General features: G+C 63.9%; 16 protein-coding genes. 9 read left to right on the forward strand and 7 right to left on the reverse strand.

The window, feature by feature from the left end; translation table 11 throughout:
- The first annotated feature begins 99 nt into the window (after positions 1–99).
- The 4 genes from KUV82_RS06030 (at position 100) to KUV82_RS06045 (ending at position 3,894) form a co-directional block, all read left to right on the forward strand.
- A complete protein-coding gene (locus tag KUV82_RS06030; RefSeq protein ID WP_219955973.1) occupies positions 100–549 on the forward strand; it encodes an Lrp/AsnC family transcriptional regulator in 450 nt (149 codons plus the stop codon).
- Positions 550–619: 70 nt separating this feature from the next.
- Positions 620–1,765, forward strand: a complete 1,146-nt coding sequence (locus tag KUV82_RS06035) for an Acg family FMN-binding oxidoreductase (RefSeq protein WP_219955974.1) — start codon at positions 620–622, stop codon at positions 1,763–1,765.
- The gene (locus tag KUV82_RS06040) at positions 1,758–2,207 is read left to right on the forward strand and encodes a MarR family winged helix-turn-helix transcriptional regulator (RefSeq protein WP_219955975.1); all 450 of its coding nucleotides are present in this window, start codon (positions 1,758–1,760) and stop codon (positions 2,205–2,207) included. Before KUV82_RS06035 ends, KUV82_RS06040 begins: the two co-directional genes overlap by 8 nt.
- A gap of 58 nt (positions 2,208–2,265) precedes the next feature.
- Complete coding sequence (locus KUV82_RS06045) at positions 2,266–3,894, forward strand: lysine--tRNA ligase (RefSeq protein WP_219955976.1); 1,629 nt, start codon at positions 2,266–2,268, stop codon at positions 3,892–3,894.
- A gap of 16 nt (positions 3,895–3,910) precedes the next feature.
- On the opposite strand, the gene KUV82_RS06050 is transcribed toward KUV82_RS06045, so the two are convergent.
- Both KUV82_RS06050 and KUV82_RS06055 read right to left on the reverse strand, forming a co-directional pair.
- A complete protein-coding gene (locus tag KUV82_RS06050; protein WP_219955977.1) occupies positions 3,911–4,615 on the reverse strand; it encodes a hypothetical protein in 705 nt (234 codons plus the stop codon).
- 94 nt (positions 4,616–4,709) lie between these two features.
- Positions 4,710–5,378 (reverse strand): prolyl hydroxylase family protein, encoded by a 669-nt coding sequence (locus KUV82_RS06055; protein ID WP_219955978.1) that lies wholly within the window; start codon positions 5,376–5,378, stop codon positions 4,710–4,712.
- 99 nt (positions 5,379–5,477) lie between these two features.
- On the opposite strand from KUV82_RS06055, the gene KUV82_RS06060 reads away from it, so the two are divergent.
- Complete coding sequence (locus tag KUV82_RS06060; RefSeq protein WP_219955979.1) at positions 5,478–6,035, forward strand: cytochrome b; 558 nt, start codon at positions 5,478–5,480, stop codon at positions 6,033–6,035.
- 107 nt (positions 6,036–6,142) lie between these two features.
- Here the strand turns inward: KUV82_RS06060 and KUV82_RS06065 are convergent, their stop codons facing one another.
- On the reverse strand, positions 6,143–7,249 hold the full coding sequence (locus tag KUV82_RS06065; protein ID WP_258319865.1) for an RcnB family protein: 1,107 nt from the start codon (positions 7,247–7,249) through the stop codon (positions 6,143–6,145).
- A 187-nt stretch (positions 7,250–7,436) separates the two neighbouring features.
- On the opposite strand from KUV82_RS06065, the gene KUV82_RS06070 reads away from it, so the two are divergent.
- Together KUV82_RS06070 and KUV82_RS06075 are read left to right on the forward strand one after the other, a co-directional pair.
- Positions 7,437–8,006, forward strand: coding sequence for a pyridoxamine 5'-phosphate oxidase family protein (locus KUV82_RS06070; protein ID WP_219955980.1), 570 nt, complete (start codon positions 7,437–7,439; stop codon positions 8,004–8,006).
- Positions 8,007–8,097: 91 nt separating this feature from the next.
- Positions 8,098–8,937, forward strand: coding sequence for a substrate-binding domain-containing protein (locus KUV82_RS06075; RefSeq protein ID WP_219955981.1), 840 nt, complete (start codon positions 8,098–8,100; stop codon positions 8,935–8,937).
- A 3-nt stretch (positions 8,938–8,940) separates the two neighbouring features.
- On the opposite strand, the gene KUV82_RS06080 is transcribed toward KUV82_RS06075, so the two are convergent.
- Entirely contained in the window at positions 8,941–9,378 is a 438-nt protein-coding gene (locus KUV82_RS06080) for an FKBP-type peptidyl-prolyl cis-trans isomerase (RefSeq protein WP_219955982.1), read from the reverse strand.
- Between the two features lie 158 nt (positions 9,379–9,536).
- Between KUV82_RS06080 and KUV82_RS06085 the strand changes: the two genes are divergently transcribed.
- Positions 9,537–10,640 carry an endonuclease/exonuclease/phosphatase family protein gene (locus KUV82_RS06085; RefSeq protein ID WP_219955983.1) on the forward strand — a complete coding sequence of 368 codons (1,104 nt, stop codon included), beginning with the start codon at positions 9,537–9,539 and terminating at the stop codon, positions 10,638–10,640.
- Between the two features lie 12 nt (positions 10,641–10,652).
- On the opposite strand, the gene KUV82_RS06090 is transcribed toward KUV82_RS06085, so the two are convergent.
- Positions 10,653–11,813, reverse strand: a complete 1,161-nt coding sequence (locus KUV82_RS06090) for a serine hydrolase domain-containing protein (RefSeq protein ID WP_219955984.1) — start codon at positions 11,811–11,813, stop codon at positions 10,653–10,655.
- Position 11,814: 1 nt separating this feature from the next.
- Positions 11,815–13,488, reverse strand: coding sequence for an energy-dependent translational throttle protein EttA (gene ettA / locus KUV82_RS06095; RefSeq protein ID WP_219955985.1), 1,674 nt, complete (start codon positions 13,486–13,488; stop codon positions 11,815–11,817).
- A 271-nt stretch (positions 13,489–13,759) separates the two neighbouring features.
- On the opposite strand from ettA, the gene KUV82_RS06100 reads away from it, so the two are divergent.
- Complete coding sequence (locus tag KUV82_RS06100; protein ID WP_219955986.1) at positions 13,760–14,971, forward strand: GGDEF domain-containing protein; 1,212 nt, start codon at positions 13,760–13,762, stop codon at positions 14,969–14,971.
- Here the strand turns inward: KUV82_RS06100 and KUV82_RS06105 are convergent.
- Positions 14,968–16,302: an MATE family efflux transporter gene (locus KUV82_RS06105; RefSeq protein ID WP_219955987.1), complete on the reverse strand. Its 1,335-nt coding sequence runs from the start codon at positions 16,300–16,302 to the stop codon at positions 14,968–14,970. The two genes, KUV82_RS06100 and KUV82_RS06105, sit on opposite strands and share 4 nt — an antisense overlap.
- Positions 16,303–16,312 lie beyond the last annotated feature (10 nt).

Genomic DNA, 16,312 nt, shown 5'->3' on the forward strand with positions numbered 1-16,312 from the left:
ATTGATTGAGGCCGATATACAGCAGCGGTGCTGGCATATCCCTGCGAAGTCTGCCAAGTATATACTCATAATTGGCAGAATCTGCCAAAGGGGAGTGAGATGGACGCCAAGGATCGCCAGATACTGCGCGAATTGCAGCGCGACGGCAGGCTCACCAACGCCGAGCTGGCCGAGCGGGTGAACCTCTCGCCAAGCCCGTGCCTGCGCCGCGTCCGCAATCTCGAAAAAGCCGGGGTGATCGACCGCTACGTGGCCATCGTCGACCGCGAGGCGGCGGGTTACCCGGTCACCGCCTTTGTCCAGGTGACGCTCGCGAGGCACGACCGCGAGGTGGTCGAGGCCTTCGAGAAGCGCGTGCGCGAAACGCCGCAAATCCTGACCTGCCACCTGATGACGGGCAGTTCCGACTATCTGCTGCAAATCGTTGTGGCGGGCCTCGATGCCTACGAAGCTTTCATGCGCGATACGCTCCACACGACACCCGGCATTGCGACGATCAACACCAGCTTCGTCTACGGTACGGTGAAGGACACTGTCGAGCTGCCCTGAACGGGTGGAGTTGCAATCTGCTCCAAGCTCATTATTAGTTAGGCAACTAACAAAATGGTGGAGCAGAATCATGGGTGTTTCGAGACGCAAGCTGTTGGTGGCGGGAGGGGCCACCGCACTCGTTACTTTTGCGGGGGTTTACGGTGTTCTTTCGTCCCCGTCATTGAAGCGCGCCTCGCAGCCGTGGAGGCAGGCAGGGCTCGGCTTTCAAGACCCGCGCCTCAACGCGCTGTCTTACGCGATCCTCGCTCCCAACCCGCACAACCGCCAGCCCTGGCAGTTCGCTCTGGTTGGAGAAGACGCGATCGACGTGACCTGCGACCTCGATCGCCGTCTCCCAGCAACCGATCCGTTCGACCGGCAGATCACCATCGGCTTCGGATGCATGCTGGAAACGCTGTCTCTCGCCGCGGCGCGAGCGGGCTTTCGCGCGGAGATCGATCCGTTTCCCGATGGTGCAGGACGGCCACGGCTCGATCGGGGCCGCGTGGCGCATGTGCGGTTTGTCGCGGACGGGGCCAAGCCTGATCCCCTGGCAGAGGCGATCCTCGAACGGCGCTCGACCAAGGAACCCTTCGCAGGTCGCGATGTGGGGGAGGCCGATCTGCGCGCCTTGTCCGCAAGTCTTACCGAAAGGGTGCGGTTCGGCTTTACCAAGGACGATGCGGAGCGTGCGGCCATCGCCGACAACGCCTGGCGCGGATGGGTCATCGAACAGGAAACCGATGCCACCCGGCGCGAAAGCATCGAAGTGATGCGGATTGGAAACGATGCGGTGGTCGAACAGCCCGACGGGATCGATCTTGGCGGCACCTTCATGAGCGCCGCGCACGCGGCCGGCATCGTCACCCACGAAACACTCGACACGCCCGGTTCGCTGGCGAGCCAGTCGGGCTACGACATGTACAGCGCGATGGTCGAATCCACGCCGCGCTGGGCCTGGCTGGTTACCGATGACAACAGCCGCCGCGAACAGATCGAGGCGGGTCGCAGCTGGGTGCGGGTGAACCTTGCGGCACAGGCGCGCGGATTGGCGGTTCACCCGTGGAGCCAGACGCTGCAGGAATTTCCCGAGATGGCCGGGCTCTACGCCGAGCTGCACAAGCTGGTTGCGCCGGGCGGCGGGACGGTCCAGATGCTGGCGCGTGTGGGCTATGGCCCGCCGGTACCAGCCAGTCCGCGCTGGCCCCTGGAGGCAAAACTGATCGATGCCTGATACGCCCGACGATCCGACCGCCTACCGGGTCTTCAACGAAATCGGCATCATCAACCAGTTGGCCGGCGCTGCCTTTCGCGAAGTCTTGCCGCGCCCGCTCAACACCGCGATGTTCGGCGTGCTCAACCATTTCGTGCGGCTCGGGGACGGCAAGACGCCGAGCGCGCTGGCAAGCGCGTTCCAGGTTTCCAAGCCGTCCATGACCAGCACGCTGGCCAAGCTGGAGCAGGCCGGCTTCGTACGCATCGCTGCCGATCCGGAGGACGGGCGCACGAAACGGGTGACCATCACCGAAGCGGGCCGCGCCGCACGAACTGAAGCGGTTGCGCGGACGCAGACCCTCTTTGCCGAACTCGAGCCCCATTTGCGCGACTTCCCGATGGACCGCCTGCTCGAGGATCTGGCGCGTCTTCGCGCCGTGCTCGACGCCGCGCGCGACTAGCCGGGTGGCGCGGTTTCGCGCTTGCAACAGGCCCGCGCTTGCGCAAGAGGCTCACCCTATGAGCATGAACGATCTGATCACCGCCGCACGTGTGTCCAAGGCCTGGCCCTTCCAGGAGGCGCAGCGGCTGCTCAAACGCTATCCCGACGGTGCGAAGCCGGACGGCTCGCCCGTCCTGTTCGAGACCGGCTACGGCCCCAGCGGCCTGCCGCACATCGGCACCTTCCAGGAAGTGCTGCGCACCACGCTCGTGCGCCGCGCTTTTGAGGCGATGATCGGTGCGAAGCCGGAAGACGGCAAGACGCGCCTCGTTGCTTTCAGCGATGACATGGACGGGCTGCGCAAGGTACCCGACAACGTTCCGAACAAGGAGCTCTTGGAGGCAAACCTTCACCTGCCATTGAGCCGCGTGCCCGATCCCTTCGAGAAGGGCCACGAAAGCTTCGCCGCGCACAACAACGCCATGCTGCGCGAATTCCTCGACCGGTTCGGCTTCCAGTACGAATTCATTGCGTCGAACGACATGTACAATTCGGGGCGCTTCGATGACGCGCTACGCCAGGTCCTGCGCAAGAACCAGGACATCCTCGACATCATGCTGCCGACGCTGCGCGAGGAACGCCGCCAGACCTATTCGCCGGTCCTTCCGATCTCGCCTGCCACGGGCCGCGTGCTGCAGGTGCCGGTCGAGGTGGTCGATGCCGAAGCGGGCACGATCCGTTTCACCGACGAGGACGGGACGGTTGTCGAACAGTCGGCGCTGGGCGGCATGTCCAAGCTGCAGTGGAAGGTCGACTGGGCCATGCGCTGGTACGCACTTGGCGTCGATTACGAGATGTATGGCAAGGACCTGACCGACAGCGGCGTGCAGTCGGGCCGCATCGTCAAGGTTTTGGGCGGCCGCAAGCCGGAAGGGCTGATCTACGAGATGTTCCTCGACCAGAACGGCGAGAAGATCTCCAAGTCCAAGGGCAACGGCCTCTCGATCGAGGAATGGCTGCAGTACGGCAGCGAGGAGAGCCTCGGCTTCTACATCTTCCCCAATCCCAAGAGCGCCAAGCAGCTGCACGTGGGTGTGATCCCGCGCGCGGTCGACGATTACTGGCAGTTCCGCGAGCGCCTGACCGAACAGCCGCTCGACAAGCAGCTCGGCAATCCGGCGTGGCACTTGCTGCGTGCCAATGGCGGGTTCGAGGCGGAGGAAGCTCCGGGAGCGGGCGACAGCCTGCCGGTGACCTATGGCCTGCTGCTGAACCTCGCGAGCGTGCTGGGCGCCGAGGCGAGCGAAGAATCGCTGCGCGATTACCTCGCCAGCTACATCGGTGCAGACCAGGTCGGGCCGGAGCTCGAGGTGCTGATCGGCACCGCAGTGGCCTACACGCGCGACTACATCGTGCCGACATTGAACAAGCGCGCGCCGAGCGAGAACGAGGCGGCGGCGCTGGCGGCACTGGATGCCTATCTGGCGAACGCTGCGGAAGACACTAGCGCCGAAGACCTGCAGACCGAAGTCTACGAAATCGGCAAGCGCGAGGAATACGGCTTCGAGAGCCTGCGGGACTGGTTCAAGGCGCTCTACCAGACGCTGCTCGGCAGCGACCAGGGGCCGCGCATGGGCAGCTTCATCGCGCTCTATGGCGTGGCGAACACCCGCCAGCTGATCGCCGAGGCGCTTAAACGCGGGTGAACGCGCCCGTCAGGCATCACCGCGGGCAGCGGTGTTCGACGCGCAAGTCGTCAGGCGTCTTGAGCTTGTCGAACTCCGGCCGGAACATCGCGCCATAGTTGAGCTGCCAGGGTGAGAATTCGAGCGACAGTTCCGTGGCCTCGGCGCCATCGGGATAGACAATCCTGCGCAGCCGTTCGTAGGTCGCCTCGTATCGATTGATCGCGTAGCACACCTCGGTCATTTGCAGCTCGACCATGCCTTCGAAGACTTTCGTCGGATCGAGGATCGGCAGGAGGGTTTCGATCAATTCAAGCCGCTGGAAACCGGCGCTTATGCCATTGATATTGTCGTAGCCGTTGTAGCTGTCGCCATGGGTTTCATAGCAGTCGAAGAGCGCCGCCTGGCGTGACCGCTCAAGGCTTTTGTCCGCCCGTTCGGCGCGCGCCCGAGGGGCAGCGATCTGAAGCGCGATCGGCGCTGCGTAGGACGTGGGATCGTCGGCAATCGCGTCAAGCTTCTCGATGAAGGCCTTGCGACTTCGCAAGCGGCGCTGCAGCGCATGGCCGGTTTCGAAATCGCATTTCCTGAACGCTTCGCGGGCAGGGCCAACCAGTTGTTCGGCGTCGTCCGCCGCCATCTTTGCCGCGTCGAGCATTTGCGCTCGCAGGACCTCCGCGGGTTCGGGATTGGGCTGTGACAAGGCGGCTGTCGGAAAGGCGCACAGGACGGCCGCAGCCATAAGTATAGATTTCCGCATCACAGCATCTCCCACCAGCTGAAACGAGAGGCTGCAGCCTGCCTGCAATGGCAGGTTTGGTCAAACCGGGGGCTGGTCAGCTGTGCTTGCGCGTGCGGTACCACTTTGTGAGTACGTATTTCTGCCCGCGGATTACAGGGGTGCCGGCGTGCAGCGTGCCTTCGTTGGGCAGGCCTTCGGGCGTGGCGTTGTTCCAGATCAGCAGTGCGCCCGGCTTGGGTTCGATCGAGGCGCCGACTTCGACGAAATGGGTGTGCCCGCCTTCCTCGACCTCGTTTAGGAACGCCATCGCGGTCCAGCAGCGCTGGCCGCCGCGCTTGCGTTCCAGGTTCCAGTATTCCTGGTCGGTGTAGAACCAGTCGTTGTGCGGCTTGAACTCCTGGCCCGGAAGGTAACGTTGCCCTTGGATGCTCTCGCCCACCTTGCCCGGTAGGCCAAGCCGGTCGTCGATCCGCCGCGAGATTGCTTTCACGAAAGGATCGTGGGGGTCGAAATTGCCGGAATAGGAGGTGCGGAACTTGGCGATATAGGCGGTTTCGTGCAGCTCGCTTGGCTGGGCGACCGCGTCGATCATGTCGATCAGGCGCGTGCATTCCGACGGCGTGAGGAAATCGCCGATCGCGTAAATCTCAGCCAGATCGGTGGGGATCTTGTAGGCTTCCGGATCTGCGTCGAGACGCGCGCGCACCTGCGCGCCGACGCGCTTGAGGGCATCCTGGTCGGGAACGGCGGCGGTCTTCGTCATGGCCACCTGTTAGCAAGCGTGCGCCGCGCATCAAGGGACTGGCTTGAAGCAAACGGCCAAAAGGTTAGGCTGCGCCGCATCTTCGGGGAGGAAAGACATATGACTGATGCCGTCCAGCGCCGCTATTCGACCGGCGCCATGTTGTTTCACTGGGTCATCGCGATCGCTGTCATCGTGAACTGGCGTATCGCCGAAGCGGCCGAGCACACCGACGATATCCCGGAAAAGATCGCCCTGTTCGCCGATCACAAGGCGCTGGGCATAACGATCCTGTTGCTCACGCTGGGCCGGCTCGCCTGGCGCTGGACGCATCCGGTTCCGCCGCTGCCGAGTGGCCTTGCGGCATGGGAAAAGGCGCTCGCCCGCACGGTCCACACGATCTTCTACGTGCTGCTGATCGGCCTTCCCATCGGCGGGTGGCTGGCCAATTCGCTCACCGGCCGCGATATCGACTTCTTCGGCCTGTTCACCATCCCCCCGCTTCCGGTGGGATCGAACGACGATCTCGGCGGGTCGATCTTCGACCTCCACGCACTGGGAGGTGAGATCTTCATCTACCTGATCGGCCTGCACATTCTCGGCGCGCTCAAGCACACCTTCATCGACAAGAACGGCGGCATCTTCCGTATGCTGCCCTTTGGCAAGGTGCCGGGCTAAGCCGCACCTGCATTGGCGCACACACAAAAGGCCCCCGCCGATCGTTCGGCGGGGGCCTTCGTGATCCAGCCGGTCCACTCCTGGAAAAGCCCGGCCGGTTCCTTGGATTACCAGAAGAAGTCGTAGATCACGTCGACCACTTCTCCGCTGTAGATATCGACCAGCACGACATCGTCATAGTAGCGCACCCAGCGGTAGGGGCCGTAGACGTCGGGCAGACGATAGCGCCAGGGATCGTTGATCCAGTAACGGCTGCCGAAGAACAGGCTGCCCAGCTGCACGCCGATGCTCAGGCGGCGATAGCGATAGTCGCGATAGGGTGCGTAATACCGGCCGAGACGGAAGATATTGCGGTTGTTGTAGCGATATCCGTGCCAGTCATAGCGGCGGTTGTCGCGCCAGCGACGCGTGTCCCAACGGTTGTAATCGTGCCAGCGGCGGCCGTCGTAATAGCGGGCACGACGCTGATCGCGGCGGTAGTCGCGGCGCGCTTCACGGTAGCCGTCACGGTAGCTGCGCTCGCGGATGCGGCGGTCCTCGTAACGGTCCCGGCGGCGTTCGGCCCGCTGGCCCTGGCGATAGGCCTGGTTGCGGATCCGGCGATCCTCGCGCGCGTCCCGCCGGCGTTCGTCACGGCGGCCCTGGCGATAGGCGTCACGGCGGGCTTCCTGCCGGCGCTCTGCGCGGCGCTCCTGGCGCTCGCGGTCGACATAGGTGCGGTTGCGGTCGCCGCGATAGGTGCGGTTGCGCTCCCGCGCCCGTTCGCGCTGCTGAGCGCGCTGGCGTTCGCGAGCGATGTCCACACGGTTGTCACCGCGCGATTCGGTGCGCTCCCAGTTGCGGACGCGGCGCTCGCTCTGTGCGCGGCGGAATTCGCGGGCATCGCCGCGATCCATGCGCTGGCGCTGTTCGCGTGCCCACTGCTGCCGGGCATTCTGGCGGCGCTCGGCCTGACGACGTTCGCCACGGCGTTCCTGGCGGGCCTGCTGGCGTCGGAGCTGCTGCGCCTGGCGCTGCTGGCGCTCGACGCGCTGCTGGCGGTTCTGGCGCTGCTGGCGTGCTTCACCGCGATCGCCGCGGTCGCGCTGGGCCCGGTCCTGGCGATCCTGGCGGTCGCGCGACTGGGCTTCGGCCTCGGCGGGCAGGGCGGTGAAGGCCATCGCCGCAGCGAGGGCGCTCATCGCGCTGCCTTTCAATAGCTTGGTTAGTTCCATGGAGCGTGTCCCTTCGTGCTTCTAAGCGCCGCTCCACCACCTGCGGCTGGTTTCGATGTAGCGGTATGTATCAGAACGGCCTGACGCCAATCTGAACCGGTCTGTCAGGCTTCTGTTAATGTAAAGGGTCTTGTTTCTGAACAATGAGGCGCTTGGCACCAGGCCGCCGCCTGTGCATTGAGAGCGCATGCACGAGACATTCGAGGCTATCCGCGCCGATGCGCTTGCCCGCCTGGCCGATGCGGCGGGCAACCGGCGTTCCCCCATGCACACGCCGGTCGTGGCGACGGCGGATGCGGATGCGCGGGTGATGGTTCTGCGCGCGTTTGATCCTGACGACTGGACCCTGCGCTTCCACACCGATGTACGCGCGCCCAAGGTCGCGGTGATCGAAGCCGATCCGCGGGTTGGCGTTCTTGCCTATGACAAGGAGGCCAAGGTCCAGCTGCGCCTGCGCGGGCAGGGGCGCATCCTGCGCGAAGGCTCGGCGGTCGACGAGGCCTGGGAGGCAAGCACGCGCTTTGCGCGGCGCTGCTATCTGGGGGATGGGCCTGGCGCTGTCTCGCAGAGCCCGACATCGGGATTGCCCGAGGCGTTTGAAGGTGCCGAGCCGGACGAAAGCGACCTTGTCCCAGCGCGCGAGAATTTCGCCCTTCTGCGGGTCGAGGTCGACGAGATCGACTGGTTCTGCCTCGCCCACACGGGACACCGCCGGGCGCTGATCACGCGCGAAGCGGGCCAGTGGGTCTCGCCCTAGCCCTCGGTGGAGTAAAATTCGTCAACCAATTCCCGATAGCGTTCACATAGGCGCCGCGGAGCGCTTATCGGAAGAGGGAAGGGAGTTTGTCGTGGCTGTAGCGACCAAGCTTTTGCTTTTGGCGGACAATCCGGGGCGCGAGTATGTCGCGCGGATCCAGACGGGCGCGAGTCGCTTTGCGGCGCGTACGAGCTTCGATCTGGCGATGGAGAACGTTTACGACAGCAAGCGCCGGCTCGAAGACATTCTCGCCGACGATACCATTGCCGGAATAATCCTCACTCCGCCGTTTTCCGACGACCGGCACGCGCTGCTGGCGATCAAGGCGAAGCGGTTGCCCTATATCCGCATTGCGCCGCTGCTCGATCCCGATCGCGGGAGCAGCGTGGTGATGGACGAATTCGAGGCCGCCGAGACGGTCGTGAAGGTGATGCTCGAGAAGGGGCACCGCCGGATTGCGCATATGCGCGGTCCCAGCTCGCACCTTGTCAGTATGCGCCGCTACAACGGGTATACCTCTGCGCTCGGCACCAAGAGCATCAGCGTCGATAAGAACCTGGTCGTGCAGGGCGATTTCACGCGGGAAACGGCGCGCGAACTTGCTCCTAGGCTCTTTGCCATGCGCCCGACCGCTATCTTCGCCGCCAACGACGCCATGGCGCTCGGTATTCTGGACGCGGCGCAAAAGGCCGGACTTTCCGTCCCGGGCAACCTGTCGCTGGTGGGCTATGACGACAATCCGGGTGCAAAGACCTGCCGTCCGGGTCTCACCACCGTGCGCCAGCCGCTTGGCCGCATGGGTGAAAGCGCGTGCCGCCTCCTGGTCGAACGCGTCAAGAACCCGGCGCTTTGCAACGAGACCGTGACCGAACCCTACGCGATCATCGAACGCGGATCGGTCGCGCAGGTGAGCGAAAGCCAGGCTGCCTGAGGATCAGGCCGCAGGCTTGATCGCGCGCAGCGTGATATCGAAGGTCAGGTCCTCGCCGGCGAGCGGGTGATTGCCGTCCACTGTGACGGTATCCTCGGTCACTTCGGTAATGTGGAGCATCATCGGGCTACCGTCCTGCCGCTGGGCCTGCAGGGCCATGCCGGGCTGCGGATCGGGGCCGGGGGGCAGGTCGGAACGCGGGATCTGCTGCACCGCTTCCTCGCGCCGCGGGCCGAAGGCCTTGTCGCAGGGAATGGCGACGGTCTGTTCGTCGCCCACGTCCATACCCATCAGCGCTTCCTCGATCTGCGGGAAGGTGTTCCCGCTGCCGAGCGTGATCTCCTGCGGGCCGACCTGAGCGGTGGTGCCGACCTCCTCGCCGTCCCCGCGCTTGAGGACATAGTCGATGGTCACGGTGTCGCCGGTCGTCGGATGGGTCATGGAAGTCCTTTTCGGGATGGTTTCGAAAGAGCGGCTCTCGCTCCTCAGGGAACGCGGGCGGGGCCTCGCGCGTCTTGAGGGCAACGTCTCGCAACTCGCCAAGCGCGTGTCAATCGAAGCGGGACAGGCCGGTCACGGCGCAAGGGGGAACCGCAGCAATGACAGGATGGAAATTAGCCGGAATCTGGGCCTTGCGCGCGATTTCCGTGCTCCTTGTGGTGGGTTCGCTCCTCAGCACGACCGAACTCAACCAGTGGTGGATCCGTATCTGGGACTTCCCGCGCATCCAGATCCTTGCCGGAATGATCCTGTGCCTCATCGCGCTGGCCAAGTTCGATCGCGGGTGGCGGCCCTGGCTGCCGCTGGCGCTCGTGGGTTTTGCGCTGTGGCAGGCCTACCGCGTCTATCCCTACACCCCGCTCAGCCCGACCGAGGTCGCCCGCGTGGCCGAACAGCAGACCGACCGTACCGGCTGCTTCACCGCGCTCACGCTCAACGTCTATCAGGAAAACCGCGAATACGGCCGCACGGTGGACCTTATCCGGCGGATCGATCCCGATATCGTGCTGCTGATGGAGACCGACCAGGCCTGGGCCGATGCGGTGGCGCCGGCGCTGGCGGTCTATCCCGAGCGGATCGACAGGCCGCTGGACAACACTTACGGCATCATGTTCGCCTCGAAGTTGCCGATGCGCGATGCCTCGATCCAGGACCTTGCGCAGAAGGACACGCCCTCGGTCCTCGCCACGCTGTCGGTCGGCGGGCACGATTTCCGCATGATCGCGCTGCATCCGCGCCCGCCCGTTCCCAAGCAGGATACGGAGGAACGCGACGCCGAGATCGTGATGGCCGCCAAGCAATCGCAGTACATGACGCTGCCGGTGCTGGCGATCGGCGATTTCAACGATGTCGCCTGGTCGGATACGACGCGCCTGTTCAAGGATATCGGCGGCTTCCTCGACCCGCGGCGCGGGCGGGGGACCTACGCCACCTTCCCGGCCGGCATGGTGTGGCTCGGCTGGCCGCTCGACCACCTGTTCATGACCGAGGAATTCCTCTTCTCCGAAATGCGCGTGGGCGAGAGCGTCGGCTCCGACCATCGCCCGGTCATCGCCCGCCTGTGCCTCGACCCGGAGCGGGCGAGGGCGCGCAACGAGGAAGCGGCCGCGCCCGATGAGAGCGACGAGAAAGAAGCGGGCGAGGTGATGGAGGAATTCGAACAAGACACCGCGAGGGATGCGGTGGAGGGTGAGGCGGGCTAGGGCTCGGTCAGCCTAGTTCCTTGGCGCCCGATGCAGAACATAGTCGATCGCAAGGCTGCGCAGCTTGTCCGCCCCTTCGCCGCCACGCGTCGTCAGCATAACCACGCCGCGGTCATTTTCCGGCTGGAATACGTAAAAACCGGCGTACCCGTCCATATCGCCACTATGATAGAAAAGGGGAGTTACCACATCATTCAGGGTGACCTCCTGACGGTTCAGCCCGAAACCGTAGCTTCGACCTTCCGAAACCGAAATGGCCATGTCCGTAAGGTCGAGTTCCGGAGTATCTTCGTTGCGATAGGCGTTCAGTTGAGCAACCATCAGCGACGAAAGATCGGCAGGTGTCGAGAAAATGCCGCTCGCCGCGACCAGCGTCCCCGTATTCCATGGCTGCGTGGCGCGAAATGCATCTTCCTTGCGGTAGGGTGTGGCCAGAGCTTTCTCGCCCGCTTCGTCCAGATGAACCATCGTGCGGCTCATGCCATACTGATCGGTGACATAAGTGGCGTGGAGGGCATCGAACGACATTCCCGAAACCCGTTCGGCGATATATCCGAGAAGCGCGTATCCGAGATTTGAATATTCGTAAGTTTCGCCCGGGGTCCCCACCATCTCGGCGATCGCGAGGTCCTTCAGCAATTTGTCGGAGGTCAGGGGCTCCAAAAGGGGATCATTGCCCTCGCGCGTGATCACCGATGTGTCACGCGGCAAGCCTGAACGGTGTGCGACAAGGTGCCCCACCGTGCCGCTGCCAAGATTTTCCGATATTCGCGCATCTCTCGTATCAGGCAAATAGTCGAGGATCGGGCGGTCGAGGTCGAGTTTTCCCTCCAAGACCAGATTGCGAACGATGATCCCGGTCTGGATCTTGGACAGCGATGCTATCTGGAATTGAGTCGTGGGAACCACCGGTTCGCCAGATTGCCTGTCGACTACCCCGTGGCTGACGAATTCCTCGACCCCTGCGGAACTGACAAATGCCATGACGAACGCCGGAACATCGTGCGCGATTGCTGCCTCTATCCCGGCTTCGGCATAGCGGCTGACGGGTACCGGGTGGTCGTCGGATTGTTGCGTTGATGATTCAACCGGCTGGGCGTTGCCAAAAGCGCTTGCGCACAGCACTGCGGCGCCGCCAGCGAGGGCGGCCTTTCGCAACCATGTCACGCTCATGTCAGCGCGTCAGCTTCTTGTACTGCAAACGCGTCGGACGATCTGCTGCATCGCCGAGGCGGCGACGCTTGTCCTCTTCGTAGGCTTCGAAGTTGCCCTCGAACCATTCGACGTGGCTGTCGCCCTCGAAGGCGAGGATGTGCGTGGCCAGGCGGTCGAGGAAGAAGCGGTCGTGCGAGATGACCACGGCGCAGCCGGCGAAGTTCTCGATCGCCTCTTCCAGCGCACCCAGCGTTTCCACGTCGAGGTCGTTGGTCGGCTCGTCGAGCAGCAGGACGTTGCCGCCCTCCTTCAGCATCTTGGCCATGTGGACGCGATTGCGTTCACCACCCGAGAGCTTGCCGACATTCTTCTGCTGGTCCGCGCCCTTGAAGTTGAACGCACCGACATAGGCGCGCGTCGAGGTGTCGTGGCCGTTGACCTTCATGTAATCGAGTCCGTCGGAGATTTCCTCCCACACGTTCTTGCTCGGATCGAGGTGGTCGCGGCTCTGGTCGACATAGCCGAGGTGAACGGTCGAGCCGATTTCCACCGTGCCGCTGTCGGGCTCTTCCTTGCCGGTGAGGATCTTGAACAGCGTGGACTTGCCCGCGCCGTTCGGCCCGATCACGCCGACGATGCCGCCCGGGGGCAGCATGAAGGAGAGGTTTTCGAAGAGCAGCTTGTCGCCATAGGCCTTGGAGATGTTCTTGGCCTCGATGACCTTGCCGCCGAGCCGCTCGGGCACCTGGATGACGATCTGCGCCTTGCCGGGCTTGCGGTCGGCCTGCGCCTCTTGCAGCTGTTCGAACTTGCGCACGCGCGCTTTCGACTTGGTCTGGCGCGCGCTCGGCGTCTGCCGGATCCATTCGAGTTCTCGGCTAAGGGCCTTCTGGCGCCCGCTTTCCTCGCGGCTTTCCTGCTCGAGGCGCTTGGCCTTCTTTTCCAGGTAGGTCGAGTAGTTGCCTTCGTACGGGTAGTAGGAACCACGGTCGAGCTCGAGGATCCACTCCACCACATTGTCGAGGAAGTAGCGGTCGTGGGTGATCATCAGCACCGCGCCGGCATAGTCCTTGAGGTGGTTTTCGAGCCACTGGACGCTTTCGGCGTCGAGGTGGTTGGTCGGTTCGTCCAGCAACAGGATCGAAGGCTTCTGGATCAGCAGGCGGGTGAGCGCGACGCGGCGCTTTTCACCGCCCGACAGGTCGGTGACGGGCCAGTCGCCCGGCGGGCAGCGCAGCGCTTCCATTGCGACTTCGAGCTGGTTGTCGAGCGTCCAGCCGTCGACCGCGTCGATCTTGTCCTGCAGTTCGGCCATCTCGGTGCTGAGCGCGTCGAAATCGGCGTCTTCCTCGCCCATCTCCATGCCGATCTGGTTGAAGCGTTCGACCATGTCGGCGATCTCGCGCGCACCGTCCTTGACGTTTTCGAGCACGGTCTTGCTCTCGTCGAGCTCGGGCTCCTGCTCGAGATAGCCGACGGTGATGTTCTCGCCCGGCCATGCCTCGCCGGTGAAATCGGTGTCGATGCCGGCCATGATCTTGATCAGCGTCGACTTGCCCGCACCGTTCGGGCCCACGATGCCGATCTTGGCGCCCTGGTAGAACTGCAGGTTGATGTTGCTGAGCACCGGCTTCTGTGCGCCGGGGAAGGTCTTGGTCATGTCCTTCATGACGAAAGCGTACTGGGCGGCCATCGGGCGTGTGTCCTTCGGGAACGGAAAATGGGGTGGCCGGGCGGATGCGCCCGGAAGGCTTGCGCGCCAGATAGTCGCACGGGGGCCACGGGGCAAGCGCCGAGGCTGCATGGGCTGATCCGCGAAAATGTGAACGTTCAAGTCCGGCAATCGCATCGGTTTTGGGGGAAAACCTTGGAATTCCGCGATTTTCCGCTTCAAAAGCAGGCTGAAATTATCGATTGGTTAACTCTCATTGCCTACATCCGGGGCACGAGAATTGGGGCTATTCATGCGCGAACAGATTATGGGATTGATAACGCCCACGATGGCGATCGTGTTCTGCGCGGTCTTCGTCGTGCTGTGGTGGCGCGGCAAGATGGGCAACTATGTCCTGGGCTTTGCCGCGGCTTATCTGTTCTTCGCGATGGGCTTCGGCGTCACGCACCTGTTCGACACCGGCTCTCCCTATGTCTTCCACGTTACGCAATTCTTTTACACGCTGGCGACGGGCGCGGCGCTATGGGGCCTCGCCAAGCGCGCTGGCCAGCCGCACCATCTGGGCGCGATCCTGATAATCTACGCCCTGGCAGCCGCGACGCTGTTTGCAGCAATCCTCAACAGCAATGACATTTCTTCGCGTCTCGTCATCGTCAACATGGGCTACGGCGCGATGAAGCTCGTCACCGTGATGGTGTTGATGAACGCGCACAGGCGCGAGGCGATCGACAAGCTGATCATCTTCACCCAGGCCGTGTTCGCCGCGCAATTCTTCATCCGCCCGGTCCTTACGCTGACGCTGGAACAGGGGATTCCGGCCGAGGTTTACCGAGAATCGATCTATTATTCGGTGCTCAACCTCTCGCTTGCGCTGATTTCGTTGATGGGGGCGATGGTCCTGGTGGGCGCCTGCGTCTACGACCAGATCAAGGCGGTGCGCGAGCAAGCCGAGCTCGACGGGCTCACAGGCCTGCGCACCCGGCGCGCCTTCGAACAGGACGTGGTCGAGCTGCTCGAGAAATCGAAGCAGGGCGATATTCCGGTCTCGTTGGTCGTGGCCGATATCGACCACTTCAAGGCGGTGAACGACGTCTGGGGCCACCAGATCGGCGACAACGCCATTGCCCAGTTCGGCGAGATTATCGAAGGCACTATCCGCGACACCGATATTGCCGGCCGGATCGGGGGCGAGGAATTCTGCATCCTGGCGTGGAACTGCGAAGGCGAAGCCGCGGTCAAACTGGCCGAGCGCATCCGCGTCGCATTCGCAAAGACGCAGATCAGGGGAATGCCTGAAGATCACCGCCTGACCGCCAGCTTCGGTGTAGCCGGGCGGGGCGAAGGCGAAGGCTATGGTCGGATGTTCGCCCGGACCGATGCGGCGCTCTACCGTGCCAAGGAAGAAGGCCGCAACCGGACGGTGGGCGACCGTGTGGGCGTCGCAACCTCTGTCGTCACGCCGATCAACAAGGATGTGGCCGACAAGCGCGAGGCGCGGGCCTAGTCGAGGCTTTGCCGCAGCAAGCGCGGTATCATCACAAGTTGCAGCGCTGCTCTCAGGAGCAGGAAGGCGATGAAGCTCGCCCATAGTCCGTTGTTGCCCAGCGGAAGGGTCAGCCAGAGCAGCGCGGCATACCCCGCCGCCGCGCCAACCATCGAAACCAGCAGCGCGCGCGTCCAGCTGGCCCCAACGAAAACGCCGTCGAGCACGAAGCCGGCAAAGCCTGCAAGCGGGATGACCACCAGCCAGGGCCACAGCGCGCGCGCTTCCGCCGCCACCGCAGAGGTCGCGGCAAAGCTATCGGTGATGAGGCTGCCGAACAGCGCAAAGACACTGGAAAGCGCGATCGCCACGCCAAGGCAACGCCACAGGATCGCCCGGATGTAAGCGGAAAAGCCGTCCCGGTCGCCGTCGCCCGCGCGCTCGCCGTTGAGCACCTGGGCGGCGTTCTCGAACCCGTCGAGCAGCAGCGAGGAGAGGATGAAGAGCTGGTAGATGATCCCGTTTGCGGCGAGCACCACCGGCCCCTGTTCCGCCCCCACGCGGGTCAGCGCGCCAATCGCGACCATCAGCACGACCGTGCGCAGGAACAGGTCGCGGTTGACCGAGAGGAAGGGTTTGAGCGCGCGGAGCGAAAGGCCGGCACCCGCCTTCAGAGCTGCGGCGATCTCTTTGCCTGCAATGACCCAGATCAGCGCGGTGGTCGCGGCAAGCTTGGCGTATTCGGCGATGAAGCTCGACCAGCCGATCCCGGCAATGCCCCAGCCGAGCCCGAGCGTTAGCCAAAGGCCCAGCGCGACGTTGAGGAGGTTGTAGGCGACCTCGATCACCAGCACCTCGCGCATGCGGCGACGGCCGATCAGGAACCCGACCAGCGCGAAATTGGCCATCACCGCCGGCGCGCTCCAGTAGCGGATATCGGCGTAGATACGGGCCGCGCCGCGCACATCGCCTTCCGCGCCCAGCGCGCCAAGCAGGAAGGGCAGCAGCAGGGGCTTAAACAGCAACAGCAGCGCGGCGATCGCAAGGCCCACGGTAACGCCCTTGATCAGGACCGCCGCCTGCGCCTCGCGCCCCTCGCGCGTTCCCGCCTGGGCGACGAGGCCGGTGGTCCCTGTCTTGAGAAAGTTCATCACGGTGAACAGCGCGGCAAACAGTTTCGCGCCCACGTCCACGGCGCCCTGCGTCGGCGCATCGCCGAGGCGTCCCACGATCCACATGTCGCCCACGCCGATCAGCGCGGTGGCGACATTGGTCACCATTGCAGGGATAGCGATGGCCCAGATCAGGCGCGGGTCGATGGTGGGGGAGGCGGAGGTCTTCGGGCTGGTCAATCCGGGTGCC

The organism is Qipengyuania flava (assembly GCF_019448255.1).
Taxonomy (GTDB): Bacteria; Pseudomonadota; Alphaproteobacteria; order Sphingomonadales; family Sphingomonadaceae; genus Qipengyuania; species Qipengyuania flava_A.

Excerpts from the sequence above, each read along its gene's own strand:
- KUV82_RS06090 (WP_219955984.1), bottom strand. The coding sequence starts at position 11,813 with ATGAGCGTGACATGGTTGCGAAAGGCCGCCCTCGCTGGCGGCGCCGCA.
- KUV82_RS06050 (WP_219955977.1), bottom strand. The coding sequence starts at position 4,615 with ATGGCTGCGGCCGTCCTGTGCGCCTTTCCGACAGCCGCCTTGTCACAG.
- KUV82_RS06060 (WP_219955979.1), top strand. The coding sequence starts at position 5,478 with ATGACTGATGCCGTCCAGCGCCGCTATTCGACCGGCGCCATGTTGTTT.
- KUV82_RS06045 (WP_219955976.1), top strand. The coding sequence starts at position 2,266 with ATGAGCATGAACGATCTGATCACCGCCGCACGTGTGTCCAAGGCCTGG.
- KUV82_RS06070 (WP_219955980.1), top strand. The coding sequence starts at position 7,437 with ATGCACGAGACATTCGAGGCTATCCGCGCCGATGCGCTTGCCCGCCTG.
- KUV82_RS06065 (WP_258319865.1), bottom strand. The coding sequence starts at position 7,249 with ATGGAACTAACCAAGCTATTGAAAGGCAGCGCGATGAGCGCCCTCGCT.
- ettA (WP_219955985.1), bottom strand. The coding sequence starts at position 13,488 with ATGGCCGCCCAGTACGCTTTCGTCATGAAGGACATGACCAAGACCTTC.
- KUV82_RS06100 (WP_219955986.1), top strand. The coding sequence starts at position 13,760 with ATGCGCGAACAGATTATGGGATTGATAACGCCCACGATGGCGATCGTG.
- KUV82_RS06055 (WP_219955978.1), bottom strand. The coding sequence starts at position 5,378 with ATGACGAAGACCGCCGCCGTTCCCGACCAGGATGCCCTCAAGCGCGTC.
- KUV82_RS06030 (WP_219955973.1), top strand. The coding sequence starts at position 100 with ATGGACGCCAAGGATCGCCAGATACTGCGCGAATTGCAGCGCGACGGC.
- KUV82_RS06085 (WP_219955983.1), top strand. The coding sequence starts at position 9,537 with ATGACAGGATGGAAATTAGCCGGAATCTGGGCCTTGCGCGCGATTTCC.
- KUV82_RS06035 (WP_219955974.1), top strand. The coding sequence starts at position 620 with ATGGGTGTTTCGAGACGCAAGCTGTTGGTGGCGGGAGGGGCCACCGCA.
- KUV82_RS06080 (WP_219955982.1), bottom strand. The coding sequence starts at position 9,378 with ATGACCCATCCGACGACCGGCGACACCGTGACCATCGACTATGTCCTC.
- KUV82_RS06040 (WP_219955975.1), top strand. The coding sequence starts at position 1,758 with ATGCCTGATACGCCCGACGATCCGACCGCCTACCGGGTCTTCAACGAA.